The 21,072-nt window shown below is 38.5% G+C and carries 15 protein-coding genes and 1 pseudogene; 11 read left to right on the forward strand and 5 right to left on the reverse strand.

The features are described 5' to 3' along the window. Window positions 1–55 precede the first annotated feature (55 nt). The 5 genes and pseudogenes from NG743_RS18955 (at window position 56) to NG743_RS18970 (ending at window position 2,865) form a co-directional block, all read left to right on the forward strand. The gene (locus NG743_RS18955; RefSeq protein WP_193961916.1) at window positions 56–418 is read left to right on the forward strand and encodes an alfin; all 363 of its coding nucleotides are present in this window, start codon (window positions 56–58) and stop codon (window positions 416–418) included. A 130-nt stretch (window positions 419–548) separates the two neighbouring features. Further along, window positions 549–1,394, forward strand: a complete 846-nt coding sequence (locus NG743_RS18960) for a DNA adenine methylase (protein ID WP_027402257.1) — start codon at window positions 549–551, stop codon at window positions 1,392–1,394. Beyond that, on the forward strand, window positions 1,387–2,097 hold the full coding sequence (locus tag NG743_RS18965) for a type II restriction enzyme (protein ID WP_257120672.1): 711 nt from the start codon (window positions 1,387–1,389) through the stop codon (window positions 2,095–2,097). Before NG743_RS18960 ends, NG743_RS18965 begins: the two co-directional genes overlap by 8 nt. 123 nt (window positions 2,098–2,220) lie before the next feature. Further along, window positions 2,221–2,265, forward strand: a pseudogene (locus tag NG743_RS26965) (hypothetical protein); the annotation flags it as partial. A gap of 60 nt (window positions 2,266–2,325) precedes the next feature. Next, window positions 2,326–2,865 (forward strand): DUF7226 domain-containing protein, encoded by a 540-nt coding sequence (locus NG743_RS18970; protein ID WP_257120673.1) that lies wholly within the window; start codon window positions 2,326–2,328, stop codon window positions 2,863–2,865. Window positions 2,866–3,019: 154 nt separating this feature from the next. Here NG743_RS18970 and NG743_RS18975 read toward each other — a convergent pair whose 3' ends face one another. Both NG743_RS18975 and NG743_RS18980 read right to left on the reverse strand, forming a co-directional pair. After that, the gene (locus tag NG743_RS18975) at window positions 3,020–5,956 is read right to left on the reverse strand and encodes a CHAT domain-containing protein (RefSeq protein ID WP_257120674.1); all 2,937 of its coding nucleotides are present in this window, start codon (window positions 5,954–5,956) and stop codon (window positions 3,020–3,022) included. A 276-nt stretch (window positions 5,957–6,232) separates the two neighbouring features. Next, window positions 6,233–6,880, reverse strand: a complete 648-nt coding sequence (locus tag NG743_RS18980; RefSeq protein ID WP_257120675.1) for a hypothetical protein — start codon at window positions 6,878–6,880, stop codon at window positions 6,233–6,235. Window positions 6,881–7,298: 418 nt separating this feature from the next. Here NG743_RS18980 and dnaX point away from each other — a divergent pair, with 418 nt between their 5' ends. After that, window positions 7,299–9,611: a DNA polymerase III subunit gamma/tau gene (gene dnaX, locus NG743_RS18985; protein WP_257120676.1), complete on the forward strand. Its 2,313-nt coding sequence runs from the start codon at window positions 7,299–7,301 to the stop codon at window positions 9,609–9,611. A gap of 400 nt (window positions 9,612–10,011) precedes the next feature. On the opposite strand, the gene NG743_RS18990 is transcribed toward dnaX, so the two are convergent. Continuing rightward, window positions 10,012–12,054, reverse strand: coding sequence for an NAD(P)/FAD-dependent oxidoreductase (locus NG743_RS18990; protein WP_027402260.1), 2,043 nt, complete (start codon window positions 12,052–12,054; stop codon window positions 10,012–10,014). Between the two features lie 798 nt (window positions 12,055–12,852). On the opposite strand from NG743_RS18990, the gene NG743_RS18995 reads away from it, so the two are divergent. The 5 genes from NG743_RS18995 (at window position 12,853) to NG743_RS19015 (ending at window position 18,957) form a co-directional block, all read left to right on the forward strand. Further along, complete coding sequence (locus NG743_RS18995; RefSeq protein WP_027402261.1) at window positions 12,853–13,086, forward strand: hypothetical protein; 234 nt, start codon at window positions 12,853–12,855, stop codon at window positions 13,084–13,086. Window positions 13,087–13,493: 407 nt separating this feature from the next. Continuing rightward, entirely contained in the window at window positions 13,494–13,766 is a 273-nt protein-coding gene (locus tag NG743_RS19000) for a hypothetical protein (RefSeq protein ID WP_257120677.1), read from the forward strand. Next, entirely contained in the window at window positions 13,717–14,100 is a 384-nt protein-coding gene (locus NG743_RS19005) for a zinc ribbon domain-containing protein (RefSeq protein ID WP_080683899.1), read from the forward strand. Before NG743_RS19000 ends, NG743_RS19005 begins: the two co-directional genes overlap by 50 nt. A 1,085-nt stretch (window positions 14,101–15,185) precedes the next feature. Beyond that, window positions 15,186–18,029 carry a Calx-beta domain-containing protein gene (locus NG743_RS19010; protein ID WP_257120678.1) on the forward strand — a complete coding sequence of 948 codons (2,844 nt, stop codon included), beginning with the start codon at window positions 15,186–15,188 and terminating at the stop codon, window positions 18,027–18,029. Between the two features lie 517 nt (window positions 18,030–18,546). Continuing rightward, window positions 18,547–18,957, forward strand: a complete 411-nt coding sequence (locus NG743_RS19015; RefSeq protein WP_027402263.1) for a hypothetical protein — start codon at window positions 18,547–18,549, stop codon at window positions 18,955–18,957. Between the two features lie 257 nt (window positions 18,958–19,214). Here the strand turns inward: NG743_RS19015 and rsmI are convergent, their stop codons facing one another. Then, complete coding sequence (gene rsmI / locus NG743_RS19020; protein WP_027402264.1) at window positions 19,215–20,069, reverse strand: 16S rRNA (cytidine(1402)-2'-O)-methyltransferase; 855 nt, start codon at window positions 20,067–20,069, stop codon at window positions 19,215–19,217. Window positions 20,070–20,173: 104 nt separating this feature from the next. Further along, on the reverse strand, window positions 20,174–20,785 hold the full coding sequence (locus NG743_RS19025; protein WP_027402266.1) for a PH domain-containing protein: 612 nt from the start codon (window positions 20,783–20,785) through the stop codon (window positions 20,174–20,176). Window positions 20,786–21,072 lie beyond the last annotated feature (287 nt).

Genomic DNA, 21,072 nt, shown 5'->3' on the forward strand with positions numbered 1-21,072 from the left:
GGATATATGGAATACAAGTAACACTTACGAACGAGGAAATTATTTATTTTTTAATATGCCTTTATACTCAAATAATACTGAATGGCAATTAATTGATGTGAGTGACAATGAAACTGAATTTCATATTTTAGGTGTTTTACCTGGATTGATTCAACTACCTTACCCTCCATCACATAAATCAACAGCTACTCCTGTGATTAATTATCAACCTACTGTTGAAGAAAGATATGATTGGACACTTGAATTTGCTAGACGACTTGATGCTTGGTTAGCTGCTATTATTTTATATGCTGTTAGCTTATATCAACAAGAAGATAAACTTCAAGTTTTTAATATAATAAATTCGATGGACTCCATATCTGATGTATGTATTGATTGGGAATTTGATCAACATGAATGTCAATTAAACTGGGAATAATCCAATAATTCTCAAAAATCCAGATTTTTCTAAAAAATATAGTATAATCTGGATTCTAGACGAAAATATCAATTATATAGTACAATAGTATCAATAAGCTATTGTCACTTAATAATTTACAGGTCATAAAATGGTATCAGTTAATCCGTTAGTCAAACCCTTTGTAAAGTGGGCAGGAGGAAAAAGACAGCTTGTGCCGACAATTCTAGCCAATCACCTGCCTAAAAATTATAATCTTCAAACCTACTACGAGCCTTTTATTGGTGGTGGTGCGCTTTTGTTTAGTTTGCAACCTAAAAAAGCTGTCATTAATGACAGTAATGCTGAATTGATAAATTGTTACAAAATAATTAAAAATTCTTTAGATGAACTAATTGAGGATTTAAAAAATCACAAAAATAATGAATATTATTATTATGATATTAGAGACTGGGATCGAGAAAAGAATTTCAAGTCTAAAACAGAAGTTCAACGAGCATCCAGGATTATTTTCTTAAATAAAACTTGTTATAATGGGTTATTTAGAGTTAATTCTCAAGGTCAATTTAATGTACCTTTTGGCAAATATAAAAATCCAAATATTTTAGATATAGCTGTTTTAAAAGCAGTTAATAAATATTTAAATGAAAATCAAGTTAGAATATTAAACTCTGATTTTCAAGAAGCTGTTAAAGATGCTAAACGAGGAGATTTTATATATCTCGATCCTCCTTATGATCCAGTTTCCGAAACTGCTTCTTTTACTGGCTACGATGTTAACGGTTTCAATAAACAGGAACAGAGAAGATTAAAAGAGGTATTTGATGATCTAAACAGTAGGGGTTGTCATATTTTACTAAGTAATGCTTGTACAGAATTTATCGAAGACCTCTATAAAGATTATCTGCACACAAAAATCTCAGCTATAAGAGCGATAAATTGTAATGGTAAAAAAAGAGGTAAAGTGGATGAGATTTTAGTAAAAAACTATGAGTGATAAAAATACTAAAAATGATATTGCTTGGGAAGCACTATTTGAAAAATACTCTATTTTGGAAAAAATAAATGAAATAGGATACTTTGAGATAGAGTCCAATAGTATTAATGAATTCAGAGAAAGTAGGTTAATGGCAAAGTTTGATCATTATCATACTTTGCCTAAAATCTTTAAACAACATAAGCTGTCTATATTACCTATTTCCAGAAATAAATATATAATAGGCAGATTTGATACTTATTTAAATGTTGATTATGACGCTTGTTTAGAACCTACTCCTGTTGATTTTCCTTCCAGTATAGAAAGTATAGATTATTGTAATCTCTTTTCAGAAAGTGCAGCTTTAAGTTGTGCTTTCAATATAGATATTATAGATGATTTAATTAATAGTAATGGAGAAGTTTTTAAACAAACTGTTTATGGTCGAATGTCTACAGGTAAGTTTAATTTTTTTATAAAAGATAAAGTAGATAATAAACAGTATCAAATTGAAGTTGATAACTCTCAGTGTGAAATAGATGCAGGGTTTGAGAGTGAAAATTATTTTGTATTAGTGGAAGCTAAATTATATGATGTGGATAATTTTTTAATTAGGCAGCTTTATTATCCATATCAACTATGGTCTAAGAGGGTGTTTGAGAAGTTTTTAATGTATAAACAAACCCCTCTCCAAACCTCTCCCCGAAGCGGGGAGAGGCTTTGAAAACCCCCTTCCCTCGTAGGGAAGGGGGCAGGGGGGTTAGGTTTTTGGAGATTATCGGTTTCATCTAATACTTTTAAAACATCCTCTAATAAAATTAGAACAAAAGAGGTAATTCCAGTTTTAATGACTTACTCTAATTCTAGTAATATATTTAGCTTCTTTATATACAAATTTGAGAATTTATTAGATTACAATTCTATAAAGTTAGTAGAGCAAAAAAATTATGTTATGGCACCCGAAATAATAACTCATGATGATGTATCTGAAGTATTTAAATCTATTACGATAGCCCCTGAACCAACAGATATTCCATTTCCACAAGCAAATACATTTGCAAGAATTATAGATTTACTAACAATTTTGTTAAATAAAGAGCTTACAAAGGAAGAGATTACAGCAAATTATCAATTTAATCAACGACAGACTACTTATTATACTGATGCTGCTAGATATCTTGGATTTGTTGAAAAATATAAAGACATAAATACTAAAGAAATCAACTTTAAGTTAAGTGATGAAAGCACAGATTATTTAAAAAAAAGGCATAAAATAAAAATATTATATTTTATTAGAAAAATTTTACAATATCAGGTTTTTTATAAAACTTTTGAATCTACTCTTTCAAATGGTGAAATACCGGATAAAAATGAAATTATTAAAATAATTTTATCCTGTAATTCAAAGTTAAATAATGAAACTGCTGATAGACGTTCTAGCACAGTTAGACGATGGATAGAATGGATATTAAGTATGATTTCTGATGAATAAAGATATAGAGGTGTAAAGGAATAGTCCAGCCCTCTTAAAAGTTTAAACAGATAAGAGGGATAATTAAAAGACATTACCAATGATGATCATTATCATTAATTGAGAACTTTATTTTTTGGAAGTCTCTTAACAGTCAACTGTTCACAATCATATCTTAATAACTCAGAAAATCCTGAGAAATAGCAAAGGTTTCGCTAATGATTTCTGATGCTAATTGATTACTAGGTCGTGCTTCGCTATCAGATTTGAGTAGAGGATAGTCCTGATGATCATGAGATTGATGACCATTAGAAGATGATTGAGACTGTAAATAAACTCCCATAGCTACACTGGGTAGATAGCTAATATTATAATTTGCCACCTTTGCAGAGACTACCGAAACAAAAGACAGATTAAATAAACTGTGCAAAGGTAACTTGTATAGGTCACGGTGGGGAATTAAAATTATTGTCTCTACCCCTTCCAATTCTTGAATAATTGTGGAAATATTCAAGATATTTTGCAACTCTAATAGTTTGGATAGTGTTGCTGACTCTTGCCAATCTGCTAACCATTGTTCAAACTCAATTAAGCGTCTTACTCCCTCTGGAATTGCTTCTATATCTTGGATAGGTGTAAAAAGTAAAATGGGAGATGGGGCTTGATCTTTGATAATGAATGTGTGCAAAGCGGCTGGACTAATATGCCAATAAATTATAGCTGTGGAGGGATTCAGTAATTTTTGAATACCGTGATAATTCCCCGACTGAAGTTGATAATTTAAATCAGGTATTAACCACTGTAAACAATTATTTTTACCCTGTTCAGCGATTTCCCAAGCTTCTACTAGGTCTCCTGTATTTACAGCCAAATCAACTGCTAGTTGTCCTAAACCTATGAATTTTAGTAACAGTTGTTTTTTATTTTCATCAGAACGGGTGGGCTGAGTGAGTAATTGTTGTAATAGTTCAATTCCCCATTTTTGTAGTTCTTGTGCGGCTGTTGTTTCTCCTAAGCAGACAAGGACTTTGGCAAGAAGTTGCAAAATTTCTAAATGGAATTCGGGAAAATCTTCTGGTGTTAGGGTGGATAGTGCCAATTGGTATTCAGACATGGCATGATGCCAATAATCCCGATGTGCAGTTTCTTTTTTGCCTTGCTCGTAATAAGTATTACCAACAGCTATATGTAATCTTCCCCAACCTTCTGGATGAGTATCGGGGCGAAGATATTTTAAACCTTCTTGATAACTGGCTAATTTGCCTTCATAGCCGCCTAAGTTCAGGTCGGGATTGGCGGCAGAAATGGTACTAACGATAATTAGTGATGATTGTTGGGGGGGAAGATGACCAGCAGCCGCCCCTCTTCCTAGCCAAGCTTCCCAATAGTCTAGTTTCATTTCCAAGGCACTGTCATAGCAGGAAATGGCTTGAGGGAAACGATCTAGGTAAAATAGGGCTACGGCTTGGTTATACCAAGCCGGATGGAAATCGGGTTTGATGGCGATCGCTTGTTGATAGGAGGCGATCGCATCTTCCCGACAACCTAAGTTTTCAAAGGACACACCCCGGTTATACCAAGCTAAATAAAATTCTGGTTGCACAGCCAGGGCTTGATCCCAAGATTCAATCGCTTCTGACCATTGTTTTAAACTAAATAGCACTACCCCCCGGTCTATCCATACTTCATGATAGTTGGGTTCGAGATGAAGAGCTTGGTCGTAACTAGCGATCGCCTCTGCATATTGCTCAACCACAGCTAAAGCTATACCCCGGTAATACCAAGTTTCCGCATCTTGGGGTTCTAAATTCAAGGCTTGATCATAACTATCAATGGCTTCCCCGATCAAACCTAACTTGAGTAGTGCCAAGCCTCTGCTAGACCAAGCTGGTTGGTAATTTGGTTGAATAGCGATCGCTTGATCAAAAGAAGCGATAGCCGCATCAAAATCTCCCAACTCACCGAGAATACCGCCTCGGTTATACCAAACCTTATAGAAATCGGGTTTGAGAGCCAGGGTTTGGTCATAAGCAGCGATCGCCTCTGTAAACCGTTGCAAATAAAACAGTGTCAGCCCCTGATTAAACCAATATTCATAAGCTTGAGGTTGGATTTGACTAGCTCGTTCATACAAATCCAAAGCCGCTAATAAGTTTCCAGCCTTAGCTTGCTGTAACCCTTCATAAAATAAACTTTCTGCCGGATTAGTAACAACCATTTGTGATCTAGATTGCTGCACAATCTGACCATCACGAATTGCCAATTCCGACGCTAACTGCTGAACAAGATCGTTACTTTGCTCCAACCGCACCACCAACTCATCGAAAGTGGATGCTAACTGCGGTTCTAAATTTACCCAAGGCTCGTGCCAGCTTTTCTCCATTCGAGATTCTGGATCGGCAATTATATCCTCAACATTCTGGGAAAATTCCTGAATTTTATGCTCATAACTCTGATAGTCATTTTCCGTCTTGGCAGTATTGTCAAAAATATCTTCAGCCAAAGACTCATGACTTAACTCTAGAGACTCACCAGTGAATAGATCCTCAACCATTGGGGATTGTGGATGACTCAGAGGTTCTATTTCCTGATATTGCCAGATTTCCTCCCCAAATTGGCGCAGCAATTCCTGACCAGGAGTATCTAACTCCTCCTGTGTAGGGATGAAAATTTCCCACTCCTGTGACTCTTGCGTACTTTCATCCTCCTGATTAAGATTGCGCCGCAATAGCTGCATCCCAATGTCATAGGACAAGTTACTAACCTCTCCAATACTCAACTCACCCAGTTTCACCATCCGCTCCGCTAACTGAAGATTTGGTGCGGGAGAAGCTAATAATTTGTCTCCAAATATCAACAGCCAATCTATCCAACGGTCAACAGTAATACGCGGTTCCATCCGCTGTAAATACTTGAATGCCCATTGTTGTCCTCGCGCTTGGTTTACTCCTTCTAGGAGTTCGTTAAATAAGGACTCTAGATCCGCATTCGTAAGTTCTGGTGGTTGATCTGCCACCAGATTGCCTTGACTAGCCCTGGGATCACTTATCCCAAGACTGCCAAAGGGGTACTGTAAAAATTTGTTAAGCCACTGCAAGAGCCACCTGAACATCTGCCAATTTATGGGATTTTCTTTCTCCTAGATTGTAGCTATTGTTGTGTCAAAAAAATTATTAATTACGGAAAGGTCTAGAAAATTTAATAGACCTGGGTAACAATACTAATAGCTACACTGAACAAATCAAACTTGAGTTATGGGGACTTGTCTTCATCAGAGTGAGTGAAAAATCCTCTTTATACTATTTCACAAAAAGCGTAATTTTCCCTAATCCTGTGTTTCCTAGAACTGAAGACTATAATCACGAAAAGTGTCAGTCCTCAGTTTTGATTATACAGAAGGTTCGTTCGCTTCATTATACTGATTAACCAATACCTGAATAATCTCTTCGGGATTTTGTGTTTCCACTCCTAGTTGTTGGGAGATTTGGTCACATAGGTTTTCATCCTGTTGTAACATCATCAACAGTTCATCTAGGGTAACAGTTTTGTATTCCCCTTCGGATAAATTTTCCTCTGTGTTGGCAGATACTAAGGGATTACTCTCCACTACATCAGGACCGTCATATTCCCAAATTGGTTCTCCTGCATTAAGTGTTAAGACTTTCATACCTATATCGTAGGACAGATTACTGATTTCCCCAACTCTTAGCTCACCAAGTTGGACTAATCTGGCTGCTAATTCATTATGAGGTTTAGCAGATGCTAATAATCTGTCTCCAAAACGAATTAACCATTCTAACCACTGTTCCGTACTAACACGATGTTCAAGACTATGTAACCATTTTTGCGCCCAAGCTTGTCCCTTGACCTGATGAACCCCTTCTAGTAGTTCTGTAAATAGAAATTCTAAATCTGTATCACTTAGGGGTGGAGCTACTTGTGTGGGGACTTCCTCTCGACTGAGGGTGAGATTTTGTTTACCACCAAACAAGTGCCGAAAAATTTTTTTGAGCCATTGAATTAGCCGCTTGAACATTTGATGCACCATTGATGTTGCCTATTAAAATTTTAGCTTAAACAGTAGAAGCCTCTCACCTACCCGATAGGGAGGTGATGAGATGAATAAAATACGCGCGAGTGAAGAATTGACCAACGAGCAAAATTGAGCATAGCGAAATCAGCAATGTTGGTCGATGTTAGCGCAGCCGCACGAAGTGCGGAACGAACACTTTTTTTGTTTTTCTCCAAATACCTTGTCATAACGACAATTTTTAACGCCAACCTACTTATACTCAAAACGGTTAAAACTTGGACTTTTTTATAACACAAAGAACAAGTTTAGAGTGAAGTTAATCCAAAATCCAAAATTGTCAATCCAAAATCGAATGCCATGAGTTGTTAGAATGGTAAAACCCTAAAATTTACCTGGGATATACGGATTTAAACCTGTCTCCATGTCTTACGAACCACTGCACCATAAGTATCGGCCAAAGAGCTTCGCTGAACTAGTGGGTCAAGAGGCGATCGCTACTACCCTAACAAACGCCATTCTCTCAGCGAAAATCGCCCCTGCCTATTTGTTCACTGGCCCCAGAGGTACAGGAAAAACTTCCAGTGCGAGAATTCTCGCCAAATCTCTCAATTGTCTCCAAGGCAACCAGCCAACCCCCCAACCCTGCGGCGTTTGTGAAATCTGTCAGGGTATTACTAAAGGCTATTCTACTGATGTTATTGAAATTGACGCTGCTAGTAATACTGGTGTTGATAATATCCGGGAACTGATTGAACGGGCGCAGTTTGCCCCGATGCAGTGCCGTTATAAAGTATATGTGATTGATGAATGTCTAACAGGAGATTCTTTAATTCTCACTAATACCGGACTTGTTCGCATTGACAACCCGAATATTAAAGGACAAAAAGTTCTTAGTTACAATGAATCCTCTAAAAAATGGGAATTTAAAAAAGTTGTCCGGTGGTTAGATCAAGGGGAAAAGCAAACTTTAGTTATCAAAACAACTCACAGAGAAATTAAGTGTACAAGTAATCATTTAATCAGGACTGATCAGGGATGGATAGCAGCCAAAGACGTAAAAGAAGGAATGAAGATACTATCCCCTGTGAATGTGGATGCGGCACGCTCATTTACAAATTTGGAGAAGGTAGAATCTGTTCACCTCGCTGGAGTTGAGCGAGTTTATGATCTGGAAGTTGAGGATAATCATAACTTTGTAGCTAATGGATTACTAGTACATAACTGTCATATGCTAAGTACCGCAGCGTTTAATGCGTTACTTAAAACCCTAGAAGAACCACCCAAGCACGTTGTTTTTGTTCTGGCGACAACAGACCCACAAAGGGTATTACCAACAATTATTTCTCGTTGTCAAAGGTTTGATTTTCGACGGATTCAGTTAGAGGCAATGGTAAAACATTTAACACATATTGCCGATAAAGAAAGTATTAATATTTCCCATGATTCCCTGACTTTAGTGGGACAAATTGCCCAAGGGGGATTAAGAGATGCAGAAAGTTTATTAGATCAATTAGCTTTAGTCGCTGGGGAAGTGACACCGGATAAAGTTTGGGATTTGGTGGGTTCAGTCAGCGAAAAAGACCTATTTGGGTTGTTAGAAGCGATCGCTCAAGATCAAGCAGAAATAGTCCTAGACACTACCCGGAAAATCCTCGATAGAGGACGAGAACCCCTAATTATTCTCCAAAATCTCGCAGCTTTTTATCGAGATTTTCTCATCGCTAAAACTGCCCCCAATCGTCAAGATTTAGTTGCTTGTACTCAGTCAACTTGGACATCATTAGTTGAATTTGCCCAAAAATTTGACATCAGTACCATCTTGCTAGGACAACAACACCTGAGAACAGCCGAAGTCCAACTAAAAAACACCACTCAACCCCGGTTATGGTTAGAAGTAACATTACTGGGATTATTACCCAGTGCCAATATTCAAACCCCAACTGCAAATATCCCACCAAGAACCAATACAACCGCAACCCCAACATATCCACCCGTTGCTGCACCACCAGCATATCCTGTTAATTTCGCACCACCAACATCAGAACCTCTACCTCCACCACCACCTGCCAACTATCAAACAGCAGCAGTACAACCAGCAGGAGAAAGTTCACAATACGATTTAACTCAACTTTGGCAACAAGTTCGTGGACATATTCAACAGCTACCCACACAAGCATTACTGGGTCAAATGTGCCATTTAATGGAATTTAATGGTCATACTGCCCGTGTAGGTGTAAAAGCGGTTTGGTATGACAAAGTGAAATCTTATTTACCTATTATCACCACAGCCTTTAGACAAACTTTCCAGCAAGAAATTCAAGTTACTTTAGAAAAAGCTACCACTGCAAACGCCACCTCTACCAGAAGAAATCCACCACCACAAACTTCTCCTCCAGTTCAACAACCACCCCAACAAACATATCAACAAACACCAGAACCACAACCCACACCACAACCAGTAGCTACAGTATCCGCACCATCACCCACACCAGTCCAAATTGAGCCTGTTGTTACGAATACAGCACCAGTACAAACTCTTTCTCCGCCACCGGTGTTACCATCTCCATCAAATTGGGATCATGATGGAGTCGTTAAAGCTGCGGAAAGTTTAGCCAAATTCTTTTCGGGAGAAATTATTCGGATGACAGATGACAGTTTCCAACTATCGGACTCTGTTAGTTCCGCAGAAACACCGGAGATATATGAATCCTATGTTGATGATGAATATAATTAAATAAGGAATGTGAATTAAATAAGGTGCAAAAGTAGGGTGTGTTAGCGACAGCGTAACGCACCATTCCAGGTTACATCAGAATTGCAGGTTATTAAATTTGTGTTTCTAAGAGAACTCCACAAAAAAATGATCCAATTTTGTGGGATGGGCATCCTTGCCCGTCCTTGGTGATTAGCGGGCAATTCGTCCCGCACCACAAGAAATTTTGGGATATTTTTTTGATTGGAAGTCTCTAATAAACCTGTGCTGCATGAGTTGTCATTGCGAGTGAAAGGAAGCAATCTCTTGACAACCGATAAACCACCTAACGCAAAAATCTCTCAAACCCTTATTCCTCTGTGTCCTCTGCGCCTCCGTGGTTCGTTAATCAGGATAATTTATTTCTTGGAAGTCCCTAAAACTAACGCAACACTGGCGGTAATCGTGGTCTACCAGTAGAAATTGCATAGTTAATTACTAACAATTGTAACCATAATCCTGGAAAGCGATTTTCTAACCAAGATTGATTCCATTTTAAGAATTTTGGAAACCATGTCCCCAAAATCAGACTGACTAAAGCATGACGAGCAAAGCTAAAATAATTACCCAGCCAACGTAATAAATCTCGCCAACCAGCTAATTGCCAAATCCACAATAATAAAGCCGGATTTTTCATGGCTGCTTTCAAAGCTAGACGATTAAAAGTGAACCAATCACAACGATCTTTAATGAAATTATCTGTAACTTCCGGGGTCTCATCTGTTAATAACCCAAAGAAAGTATTCAGCATCGCATTTATCATTTGGGGGGCGATAAATTTGCCAGTAGGAACCATCATTCCCTTGGAAAACAACCACATTACCGCCACATTACTTTGGTAAGCCCGAATTTTATTTAAGTGTTGCTGACTTAATAAATCATGTTTGAGAGCGATATTTAACAGAGTAGTTAATCGGTCTAAATTGCGGACTAAAGAACCAAAACCAGTAAAAACTAGAGGAGACTGCAAAGAAGCAGCATCACCAATGGAAATTAATCTATCAACTGCAATAGTGCGATCGCTACTATCTACACTAAAATGTCCTGGTATATAGCCAAAAGTGGGCTTTCTCCACACTAATTTATCCAAATCACAACGCCGATACTCTGGCAAAATTGTGAAAAAATCCTCATACATTTCCAACAGAGAACCAGGATTTTGCTCATTCACCTCATGATAGTGAAACAGATAAATCGTCAACTCTTCCCCAACCCCAGGAAACAACTCCCAAATCAACTGTCGTCCCCTAGAAATATCCCCATGACTATAGAGAACATCCCCATATTCAGAATCCCAAACCCCAGGCTCAAAGCCCTTTTCAATCACCGCTCCCACCGTTGGACACACACTATCAAAAGCCCGACCACCATTTAATTGCCAAGCAATCGGTGAAGCCGTTCCCATTGCATCTATCAACAACCTTCCACTCACTTGCCGTTCATTTCCAGTAGGCAAATGTTTGACATTAATAGCAACTTGTGTAGAACTAATATTCACCTGGGAAAACTCCGTTTCGTCCCAAATATCACCACCAGCAGCTTGAAGTTTTTGTCCACATAATGCCAGTAACCTTTCTGAATCTAAAGCTATATTCAGAACAGTAGGAGTGTGGAGAACAGGGGATTTTAACTTAGCAGGATTATTCCCATCAAAAAACTTATTAAAACCGTCCTTATACTCCCTAGAAATAATTTCTGCTAATTCAGCATCTGTTAACAAACCCAAATTGATTAAACTTTGGATTTCATCACGAGAAATATTCCATTCTCTGTTCATTTTACCAAAAGGCAATCTTTCCACCAATAGCACCTTATAGCCCAATTTAGCCATCACCGCCGCATGAATTGACCCCAAAGCACCACCAATATAAATCAGGTCATACTCAGGACTAGCAGCAGGAGAAAGAACAGGTGATGTTTCCTGGCTATTCCCTTGATAAAATACCACTTGTCGGGGCTTTTGAGGATTTCTTACCCCTTCGCGCCACCGTTGTTCCCACCAGTAAGCCCGGTTGAGGTGATATTCCCCATTAGACATTTTCTGAAAATACTTAACAGTTAAGGGATAATAAGGTTCTAGCTCTGTGAAAATTGAATTTTGGGCATCAATAACAGGTAGTTCCGGGTAGCAATTAGGAAAGCGACCTCTAATTTCCTGTGTCAGAGATTGGAGAATACCTCTCTCCCCTGGAAAAGGTTCATCTCCCCAACGGAATACCTTAAGATAAGTTGTTCGCTGCACCGACCACACAAATATAGACAGTTCTACATCACCAGAAGTGGTACCTTGAACCGCGCCTCTCAACCGCAAACCATCTGCGGTAATTAATTTTTGCCCATTTTCAACAACAAAATCTGTTTGTAGCCATTTGCTAACGGATACTGTATCGGGCGTAGGAATTTCTAAATAAAGAAGTTCTTGCATATTTTTCTGATATCTCCTATCAATCTACTCAGTTAGACAGATTAAAAAAAGGCAGAAACTAGGTTAGACTCTGCGCTAATTAACTTCATAAAGATCCCATAAAGAATTTTAATGATTTATCAAGTATAAGGACTCAGGATACATAAGGTTTGAGATGGAAGGAAACAGGGAACAGGGAACAGGGGAGAAATTCCATTCTCTATTCTTCAATTTCTTTCTCCTAAACTCCTGATAGCGTGGCGTGGCGTTAGCCATACTCCTGACTCCTGACTGGGCGCAAGCCCTGCGCCCCTACATCCTGATTCCTGACCCCTGAATTCTTACTATCAAGTTCATTGTTCATAAAACCTCGCGGTAAGTGGGAAACAAGCGTGTCTAAAGACGCTGAGAGGGATGGTTCGACGCAGCTCACCAGCCGCGACACGAGCAATTCGACAAGCTCACTGATCACGGTTTTAACCGCTGTGGATGTTAAAATTGAGACCAGATTTTTGATTGGAATCTGGAAACCAACTCCCATTTCTGGGGTAATGTTAGCCTTGACCTGTTATAAGAGCTTGTTGGGCTGAAAGCACTGTTCCAGTTACCTTAGAACTGTTTAACTTACAGCGACAGAGCGGGAAACTGGCTACGCATTTCGAGGTGTCGTGACTCAAATAACGGCTACCCTTAGACTCCCTTCGACTTCGCTCAGGGCAAGCCGCTTAGGGTGGTCTGGTCGTACAGCTTGAAATTTCTTGCAAGCTCAGTCCATTTAGGGCTGGGTTGCTGACATTGTAAATTTCCTAAACCCACGCTATGAATTATCCTATCCCAGACAGTCCCCAAGAAATATCTGCACTCAGAAAACAGCCAGTTGATGAAGAACTAGTTGCTGCGGTAATTGCTGGTGTAGTTAGAGTTGTTCGCGCCCAGGGTCAGTCCTTAGATCAATTAACCACCCAAGTATTAGCAGATGATCAAATGTTAGATAGACAACAAAGACGCTGGTTAAGTCAGTTAGTTGCTCAAGTATGGGAAAACTTTCCTTGATGCACCTATAATAGGACTTGCTGATAGCATAGCGTAAAAGTCTTTTCCTTAGGGCTTTAAATCTCGGTCAATGTCTTCATGGAAGAGTCGCCGAAAAGCCCGCCAGGGGATTGCGGGAAGGCTGGGAGCCGCGTCTCTTTAGAGCGCGGGGGAAAGCCTACCCGTGCGGTTTTAACCGCTGCCAATATTCTCAACCATGATGCGGGTCATTAATATATCTTTCTATTGTGTCGGCGGCAACATTCCCCGCAGTTGAAAAGAAATAGCTTTTTTTCATAGATTTTAGCTATTGACTTCCTTTTAATTGTAGACTAACACAGTTATATCATCAATCACATCAACAAAATAAACCTGTGCAAATACGCTGGAGATTCAAGCTACAACCGAATATTGGGCAACAAGCCTTAATGTCTGAGTGGCTTGTTACTTTGCGGAAACACAGAAATTATTGTTTGGCAGAACGTCAGCGCGGTTTTGAGACTAATAACCAGAAATCAGATGAGTCCGTGATGTACTATTATGGTGCATTCTCAGACTTAGATAGTCGAATTGAATATGGTTCTTATTGCCCTTTGACCTGCCCTATTGTTAAACATGGCATCATGTATGCTGAGTTAACAAAAAATAGCAATGAAGTCCCGCTGCAAACCCAAAAGGCAGCAAGGACGATTTATGGCTAATGGTCAATCTGCAAAACGTGGATTAAATCGCTCTATTTCTGATGCCAGTTGGGGCGAATTATTTTCTAAGATTGCTTGGCTGGCATTGAAGTCTGGTAAGCCAGTATTATCCGTTAATCCTAAATTTACTTCTCAAGAATGTTCGGCTTGTCATCATATTAGTAAAGCTAATAGAGATGGCGAAAAGTTCATTTGTGAACATTGTGGTCATATTGACCATGCTGATACTCAGGCTTCTCGGACAATTTTACGAAGAGCTAATTTAAAATTTGTCAGCAAAGACATTAAAAACCTACCGGGGGACTCTTTTGAAAGTTACGCTTGTCAGAGATGATTCTGCCAGTAATGGCAAACAGGATCAGGGCAAGAACCGTACATCTAAGGTAATACCTGAAAAGCGGATATTATTCGAGCAGTTGTCTTGACAATTATTCGATTAAGAATCCCCGCGTCTAAAGACGCGGGGAGTGTCAAACTCACCATTCTCGGCTCTACAATCTTTTTTGGAGATGTCTAATCAAATTTTTGGAGCTTTTAATAGTCATTTTATTTACGCCAAGCTGTACTAGTAGTCTGTCAACCCGAAAATGATGGGTGAAGGCAAGCAGGGGGAGAAGAGAGGCAAGGGGGGCAGGGGAGGGAAGAACAGAAGTTTTTTCCGCTCATTACCCGTCAAAATAAATTTGACGAACTTCTAGTAGATTCTGACCATGAAAAATTCAGAAAGTAGGGGCGCAGGGTCTGCGCCCAGAAACGATTCATCAATAACAGGTAACGCGAACTATGACCTTAGAGGTTGTTTGAAAAGTATTAGATGAAACCGATAATCTCTAGAAACCTAACCATCTCCTAAGAGGCTACGGTGTACACACAAGTTATCGAATCACCATTATTCCTCAAATTACCCCACCCTAACCCTCCCCGATGCTTTGGGGAGGGAACTATTTTTCCGGTTTCCCCCCAAAGCATCCGGGGGATTAAGGGGTAATTGAACTTGTGTGTACACGATAGCTCCTAAGAGGAGAGGGAAAAGGAATAACATTTAATAATGGAGAGGTTTACCAGAGGGGTTCATTTATACATTAAAAACTTTTCAAACATCCTCTTAGTTCTTTTAATTTTTTCTTAACCCTTAATTATTTATTTGTTAAACAATCTAAGATAAGTTTACTATGTAGTCAAATTTTTAGGCATTTTTTAAATCTCAATAAAACTAAAATTCTCACAGCAGAATAAGTAACAACAAATCTCTAATTGCAAAAATGGAAACATTCAAATGCAATAATTTTAGTAACAATGATAAACTTTTGTAGAAACTTTCCTTTGGAAATTTCCCCCTGGTTCTATCAGCGTTCTTTAATAAAAATACGTAAACAAATTTAAACCAGTATCTACTAATTTTTGAACAGGAGCATGACAATGACAACATCATTTGTACCAGCAAGTAGCACGAATTACACCCTAGTTGGTACGGCAGAAGATGATATTCTTGATGCCTTAACTGGAGGGGGAAACAATATCCTTCAAGGTGGTGATGGGAATGATGAGTTATTTGCCTATACTAATGATAAACTCTTTGGAGAAGCAGGAAATGATGAACTCCACTCTGAGGGTAATGGTGGCAATACCTTAGATGGTGGAGATGGTAATGATATTATTTTTGCTGACCGTAATGATACTATTTTAGGCGGCGCAGGTGATGACACAATTTTTGGTAATCGCGGTGGCAATACTTTAACTGGTGGCGCGGGTAAAGATACATTCTGGCTGGCTAATGCCGAATATCCCAACAGTCCAAATATCATTACAGACTTTAATCCCGCAGATGATAATCTGCGAATTGATATTGATGGTATCAAATTAGACAAGCTCAGTTTCTCGGCTCAAGGAAATGACACTGTAATTAGTGCAAATAATACACAATTTGCTATTCTTAAAGATCAAAATTATGAATTACCAATATTTACGATTACTTCAGCTTCAGCAATAGAAGGAAGTGCAATCGATTTTACTGTCACCCGCACAGGAGATAAGCAAACTACTCGCAGTGTAACTGTATCTACGTCTATTGGTACTGATGATACAGCTAGTGCAAATGACTTAACTGCAAAAACAGAAATTCTCACATTTGCAGCAGGTGAATCTAGCAAAACCTTTACGGTTCAAACAACTCAAGATAGCCTATTTGAAGGCAATGAGACTTTTACTGTTAGTTTAAGTAATCCTAGCAATGATGCGGTTGTCAGTTCTACAAATGGTACAGCGAAAGGAACAATTAATAATGATGACGCTGCACCCATATTTAGTATTGCTACTGCTCAGGCATTAGAAGGAAGCAATATTAACTTTACTGTCACCCGCACAGGAGATGCTCAAGCTAACCAAAGTGTAACTGTAACTACTTCTATTGCAACAGATGATACAGCTAGTGCCAGTGATTTGACTGCAAATACTCAAACTCTCACATTTGCACCAGGTGAACTTAGCAAAACCTTTACTGTGCAAACAACTCAAGATAGCCTATTTGAAGGCAATGAGACTTTCACTGTGAGTTTAAGCAATCCTAATAATGGTGCGGTTGTTAGTTCTACCAACGCTACAGCGAAAGGAACAATTAATAATGATGATGCTGCACCCATATTCAGTATTGCTGCTGCTTCAGCAACAGAAGGAAGTGCAGTTAATTTCACTGTCACCCGCACAGGAGATGCTCAATCTAACCAAGGTGTCACTGTAGCCACTTCTATTGCGACAAATGATACAGCTAGTGCCAGTGATTTGACTGCAAATACTCAAACTCTCACATTTGCACCAGGTGAACTTAGCAAAACCTTTACTGTGCAAACAACTCAAGATAGCCTATTTGAAGGCAATGAGACTTTCACTGTGAGTTTAAGCAATCCTAATAATGGTGCGGTTGTTAGTTCTACCAACGCTACAGCGAAAGGAACAATTAATAATAATGATGATGATGCTGCGTCTAACAAAAAACCAAATTTGCAAAGCTTTACCCAAACTGGACAAGAAGATCAAATAATTAGTTTTGGTATTGGAGACTTCAAAGATAAGGGTAAATACCAAGACGAAGACAATAATGATTTAATGGCAATTAAGGTAATAAGTTTACCAACCGCTGGAAGCCTGACTTTTGTTGATGGTCAACAAGTGACTGTCAATCAAGAGATATCAGTTGATGACCTAGCTAATCTGCGATATAATCCCGTTCTTAATGCTAATGGTAATGTTGCCACATTGACAGTAGCAGCGATTGATAATGGTACTCCAAAAGTAGAATCTGATCCTGCTACAATCACAATCAATCTGACTCCGGTAAATGATCCTCCCGTTGCACAAAATGATCAATTATCTGTCAGTCAAGGAAGTGCGGGAACTATCAACCCTTTAAACAATGATAGTGACCCTGAAGGAGATAGTTTAAAGCTCACCGGCAAAACCGACGGTAAATATGGCAAAGTTGATATCAATGGCAATAATTTGACCTATACGCTGTCAGATGCCAATTATTTGGGTAATGATGTCTTTAGTTACACTGTTTCTGATGGTAGTCTTTCCGCAAGCGCTAATGTTAGGGTAACGGTTACGGGTAAAGCTGCAACTGATACTGTAGCACCAACTCAGCTAATCCCAATTGCTCCTGATGATAAACTGATTCCCAAGGAAGCAGGTACATTAACTGGTATTGTTGATAAATTGGGCTACGAATTTCCTAATAACTACAACCCATCCCTTGTCAAAAACTCCCTGCAAAATGCCCTAAATCAGACCACCGCAGCTTTTAATAATCTGTTCGGTCTATATGAGGTGGATGATGCAACGGGGTCTGTAAATGGCATTAAACCCGGAGAAACCGGTTATGCGAAAGCCGCTTTGGGTAAAGTGGTAAATAACTTTATTGCGCGGGTAGGGGGTTCAAGTAGTGGTGCTGCGAGTGATGTCATTGTCAGTGGTGGTAAAATCTATTCTCCCTTTGTGATTGCTAATGGTGGTAACTTCTCCGGTAATCTTCAACAAGCGATTAATGCTTTCTTTGCTGCGAACCCTAATAATAGTCCGGCTACCGCGCAAAATTACACGACTTTACCTGTAGCCTATTTTAGCTTTGGGGTAGCTAACCCGGACGGTGCGGCTCATTTAAGAAGTTTTGGGAATAATACCTTTGGTTTTGAAGATCTACCTGCGGGTGTGGGGATAAGTGACTACGATTTTAATGATGCGGTTTTCTCCTTTGGAACGCAAATTTAATAACCTGCAATTCTGATTTAACCTGAAATGGTGCGTTACGCTGTCGCTAACACACCCTACTTTTGCACTTTATTTAATTCATATTCCTTTGGAGCGATAGCGTAAGCCTATTTGATTCTCCGGGTAGGGATATTACGGGATACAAGGGTACTTTATCTACTAAGCTGTTGTGCATTTAGTTTGTATAATTCTAGCGGGCAAGATGCCCGCACCACAAAGTTCAAGTAAATTATGGTTAAGCTGTTGTGCATTTAGTTTGTATAATTCTAGCGGGCAAGATGCCCGCACTACAAAGTTCAAGTAAATTATGGTTATCAAATTTAGCTGCGTAACAGCTTAGTAGCTTTGTGACTGTTTAAGCTACGTAGCGGTAATATTGCAAGAGTCAGATACCCGATTTCTCTAAGAAGTCGGGTATCTTGTTGGTAACAAAGCCGCTTCTCCTTCACAAGGGGGTAAAATAGTAAAATGACAGATGCTACTGTTATTGTCCCCAAAATAACTATCACGAAAATATATGACAACCAACCCACCAATTCTCACTTATACTCTGGAAGAAATATTATCTCGTTTGGATCAAAAGATAGAGAAGCAATTTACCGAAGTTAACCAAAAAATGGATCGGCAATTTGCTGAAGTCAATCAGAAAATGGAGAAGCAATTTGCTCAAGTCAATCAAAAACTAGAAATTATTGATGGTAGACTAAATAAACTGGAAATTGGACAGGCAGAATTATCAGGGGAAATTAAAACCCTAGATGGAAAACTATCAGGGGAAATTAAAACCCTAGAAGAAAAAGTTATTGGTATTGATAAAAGACTAGATAACCAAGAATTTATTAATCGTGGAGTTCTAGTAGCAGTGATTATCGCCTTAATCAGTGGAGTAGTCAAACTATTCGGTTTCTTCCCCACTGGTAAAATCTGAAAACCTTAATGGAATAAAATAGTCCTCTGGGAGGTTAGTGTAGCTTTTATTACAAAAAGTCAGTAAAAATGACAGGTGACAGCCAAATACTAGGGTATGTTAGCGACTAGTAACGCACCATTGGTAAAAACTTTGGGTGTAGCATAGCGATCGCTAATAGTAACGCACCATTTTAAATCATTATCCTGTACATCCTTTCATCCTGGATATCCTGATTCAGTTTGTCCTATTCTAGATCCTGATCATCGTTTCTATACTTAGCTGCTAAGTTCAATTGTCAAAGCTAGTTGATAGAGATAGCGACGAGATAAACCCGTATCCTTTGCTATCTCACGACTAGCTTGAGAACGAGAAATACCCTGTTTAATCATTGATAATAGTTCGTTTTTTAATTCGGTTTCTGTGAGTTGAGGCTTACTAGGTGGATTTCCAGCTACTAAAAGAGTATATTCTCCTTGGGGTTCTTTATCTTGGTAATGGGTAATCCCCTCGGCAATTGTTCCCCGCCAAAATTCTTCGTATAATTTCGTCAGTTCTCGTGCTATAACTAGAGAGCGATCGCCTCCCAAAATTGCCCCCAAATCTGCTAAAGTATCCCGTAACCGGTGAGGTGATTCATAAAAAACCAAAGTTCGAGATTCACCTTGCAAAGATTCCAAATATTTCTGGCGTTGTTGACTTTTAGCTGGTAAAAAACCATCAAAAATAAACCTATCTGTGGGTAATCCAGCCGCACTCAAAGCCGTAATTACGGCACTTGCACCGGGGATAGGAACAACAGTAATCCCCTCATCAATACAAGCCTTAATTAACTCATATCCTGGGTCAGAAATTCCTGGCATTCCCGCATCACTTACCAAAGCGATCGCTTTTCCAAATTGTAACTGTTCTAATAATTCGGGAATACGACTATTACTATTATGTTCATGGTAACTAACTTGGGGAGTTTTTACCTGAAAATGTTGTAATAATCTACCTGTGTGGCGGGTATCTTCCGCCGCAATCATGTCCACTGCTTGTAAAATTCTCACCGCTCTAAAAGTCATATCTTCTAGATTACCAATGGGTGTAGCGACAATATAAAGTGTTCCTGGTTTTGGTTCAGTTTGCATTACATCTTTAATCATACAGCGGTTTGATGCTCTTAGGAGGTAAATCTTATTCCCCTCATCGCTTGCGGAGAGGGGTTTGATGACAATTTGCTGTAATTTATCAATTAGTTATTAATAAACTTCTCAAACACCTCACCAAAATCTTTCCGCACATAAGTTTCATGAGCATATTTTAACCAATTAAAAGCATACTGATTAATTGATTTAAATTGCTCTTCTGAAGTTGATGTAGTTGTTGAACGACTAACTGTACTAGCTGCTGTATTTAAACTAGTTTGAGCATATTGATGATAAAGAGCATTTTCTCGTTGAATTGAGGCAATTTTCAGTAAAGCCTTGTACAAGTCTTTCAAAGGATTAATATAAATTTTAGCAACATCAATAGAATAGGATATATCCCCCATTATTAACTTGATTTCGATATCCATATCTATTGTTCCTGCGGTTTCTAGCTTCACATCCTTAATAATATGATGACTATAACTAAAACGTTTGAGTAGACGTTTTTTACTAACCGCAGAATTTCCATCTAGATGAATTAACGCTAGGTTAGTAAAACAGTATTCATCAGTTTTCGACTTAATTAAAAAATAGATCTTTTCCCCTTCTTCATGAATCACATAATCATCACTATCAACTTTATGAAAATCTTCTGGTTTGATCACAGCACCAATATCACTCAAACCTAGTGCATCCATCGCCATATTTTTGAACATGATCTTTTACTCTCTAAGCAAATTAATTTTACTATGATTTTATTGATTATACGTCATTGCTATTTGATTTACGAATTTACTTAACAGTATTTTACTAATCTCTGTTAAGATATAAGAACAAACTTGAAAAAATGAAGACAATCCAGGTTAAAGTTTCCAATTCTCAAAAATTACACTTTTTTTTGATTCCTTGCATAAAAATTATCATCATAGGTAAGTACATGAGCAAAAATAATTAAACATTTTGAAAATACCTAAACCAATGAATTATGTAGGAGTGCTACCCC

The organism is Dolichospermum heterosporum TAC447 (genome assembly GCF_024584745.1).
Classification (GTDB): Bacteria; Cyanobacteriota; Cyanobacteriia; order Cyanobacteriales; family Nostocaceae; genus Dolichospermum; species Dolichospermum heterosporum.

What these genes read in the sequence shown, in the direction of transcription:
- NG743_RS18955 (WP_193961916.1), top strand. Translation starts at nt 56, where the DNA reads ATGCCTTTATACTCAAATAATACTGAATGGCAATTAATTGATGTGAGT.
- NG743_RS18960 (WP_027402257.1), top strand. Translation starts at nt 549, where the DNA reads ATGGTATCAGTTAATCCGTTAGTCAAACCCTTTGTAAAGTGGGCAGGA.
- NG743_RS18965 (WP_257120672.1), top strand. Translation starts at nt 1,387, where the DNA reads ATGAGTGATAAAAATACTAAAAATGATATTGCTTGGGAAGCACTATTT.
- NG743_RS18970 (WP_257120673.1), top strand. Translation starts at nt 2,326, where the DNA reads ATGGCACCCGAAATAATAACTCATGATGATGTATCTGAAGTATTTAAA.
- NG743_RS18975 (WP_257120674.1), bottom strand. Translation starts at nt 5,956, where the DNA reads ATGTTCAGGTGGCTCTTGCAGTGGCTTAACAAATTTTTACAGTACCCC.
- NG743_RS18980 (WP_257120675.1), bottom strand. Translation starts at nt 6,880, where the DNA reads ATGTTCAAGCGGCTAATTCAATGGCTCAAAAAAATTTTTCGGCACTTG.
- dnaX (WP_257120676.1), top strand. Translation starts at nt 7,299, where the DNA reads ATGTCTTACGAACCACTGCACCATAAGTATCGGCCAAAGAGCTTCGCT.
- NG743_RS18990 (WP_027402260.1), bottom strand. Translation starts at nt 12,054, where the DNA reads ATGCAAGAACTTCTTTATTTAGAAATTCCTACGCCCGATACAGTATCC.
- NG743_RS18995 (WP_027402261.1), top strand. Translation starts at nt 12,853, where the DNA reads ATGAATTATCCTATCCCAGACAGTCCCCAAGAAATATCTGCACTCAGA.
- NG743_RS19000 (WP_257120677.1), top strand. Translation starts at nt 13,494, where the DNA reads ATGTCTGAGTGGCTTGTTACTTTGCGGAAACACAGAAATTATTGTTTG.
- NG743_RS19005 (WP_080683899.1), top strand. Translation starts at nt 13,717, where the DNA reads ATGAAGTCCCGCTGCAAACCCAAAAGGCAGCAAGGACGATTTATGGCT.
- NG743_RS19010 (WP_257120678.1), top strand. Translation starts at nt 15,186, where the DNA reads ATGACAACATCATTTGTACCAGCAAGTAGCACGAATTACACCCTAGTT.
- NG743_RS19015 (WP_027402263.1), top strand. Translation starts at nt 18,547, where the DNA reads ATGACAACCAACCCACCAATTCTCACTTATACTCTGGAAGAAATATTA.
- rsmI (WP_027402264.1), bottom strand. Translation starts at nt 20,069, where the DNA reads ATGCAAACTGAACCAAAACCAGGAACACTTTATATTGTCGCTACACCC.
- NG743_RS19025 (WP_027402266.1), bottom strand. Translation starts at nt 20,785, where the DNA reads ATGTTCAAAAATATGGCGATGGATGCACTAGGTTTGAGTGATATTGGT.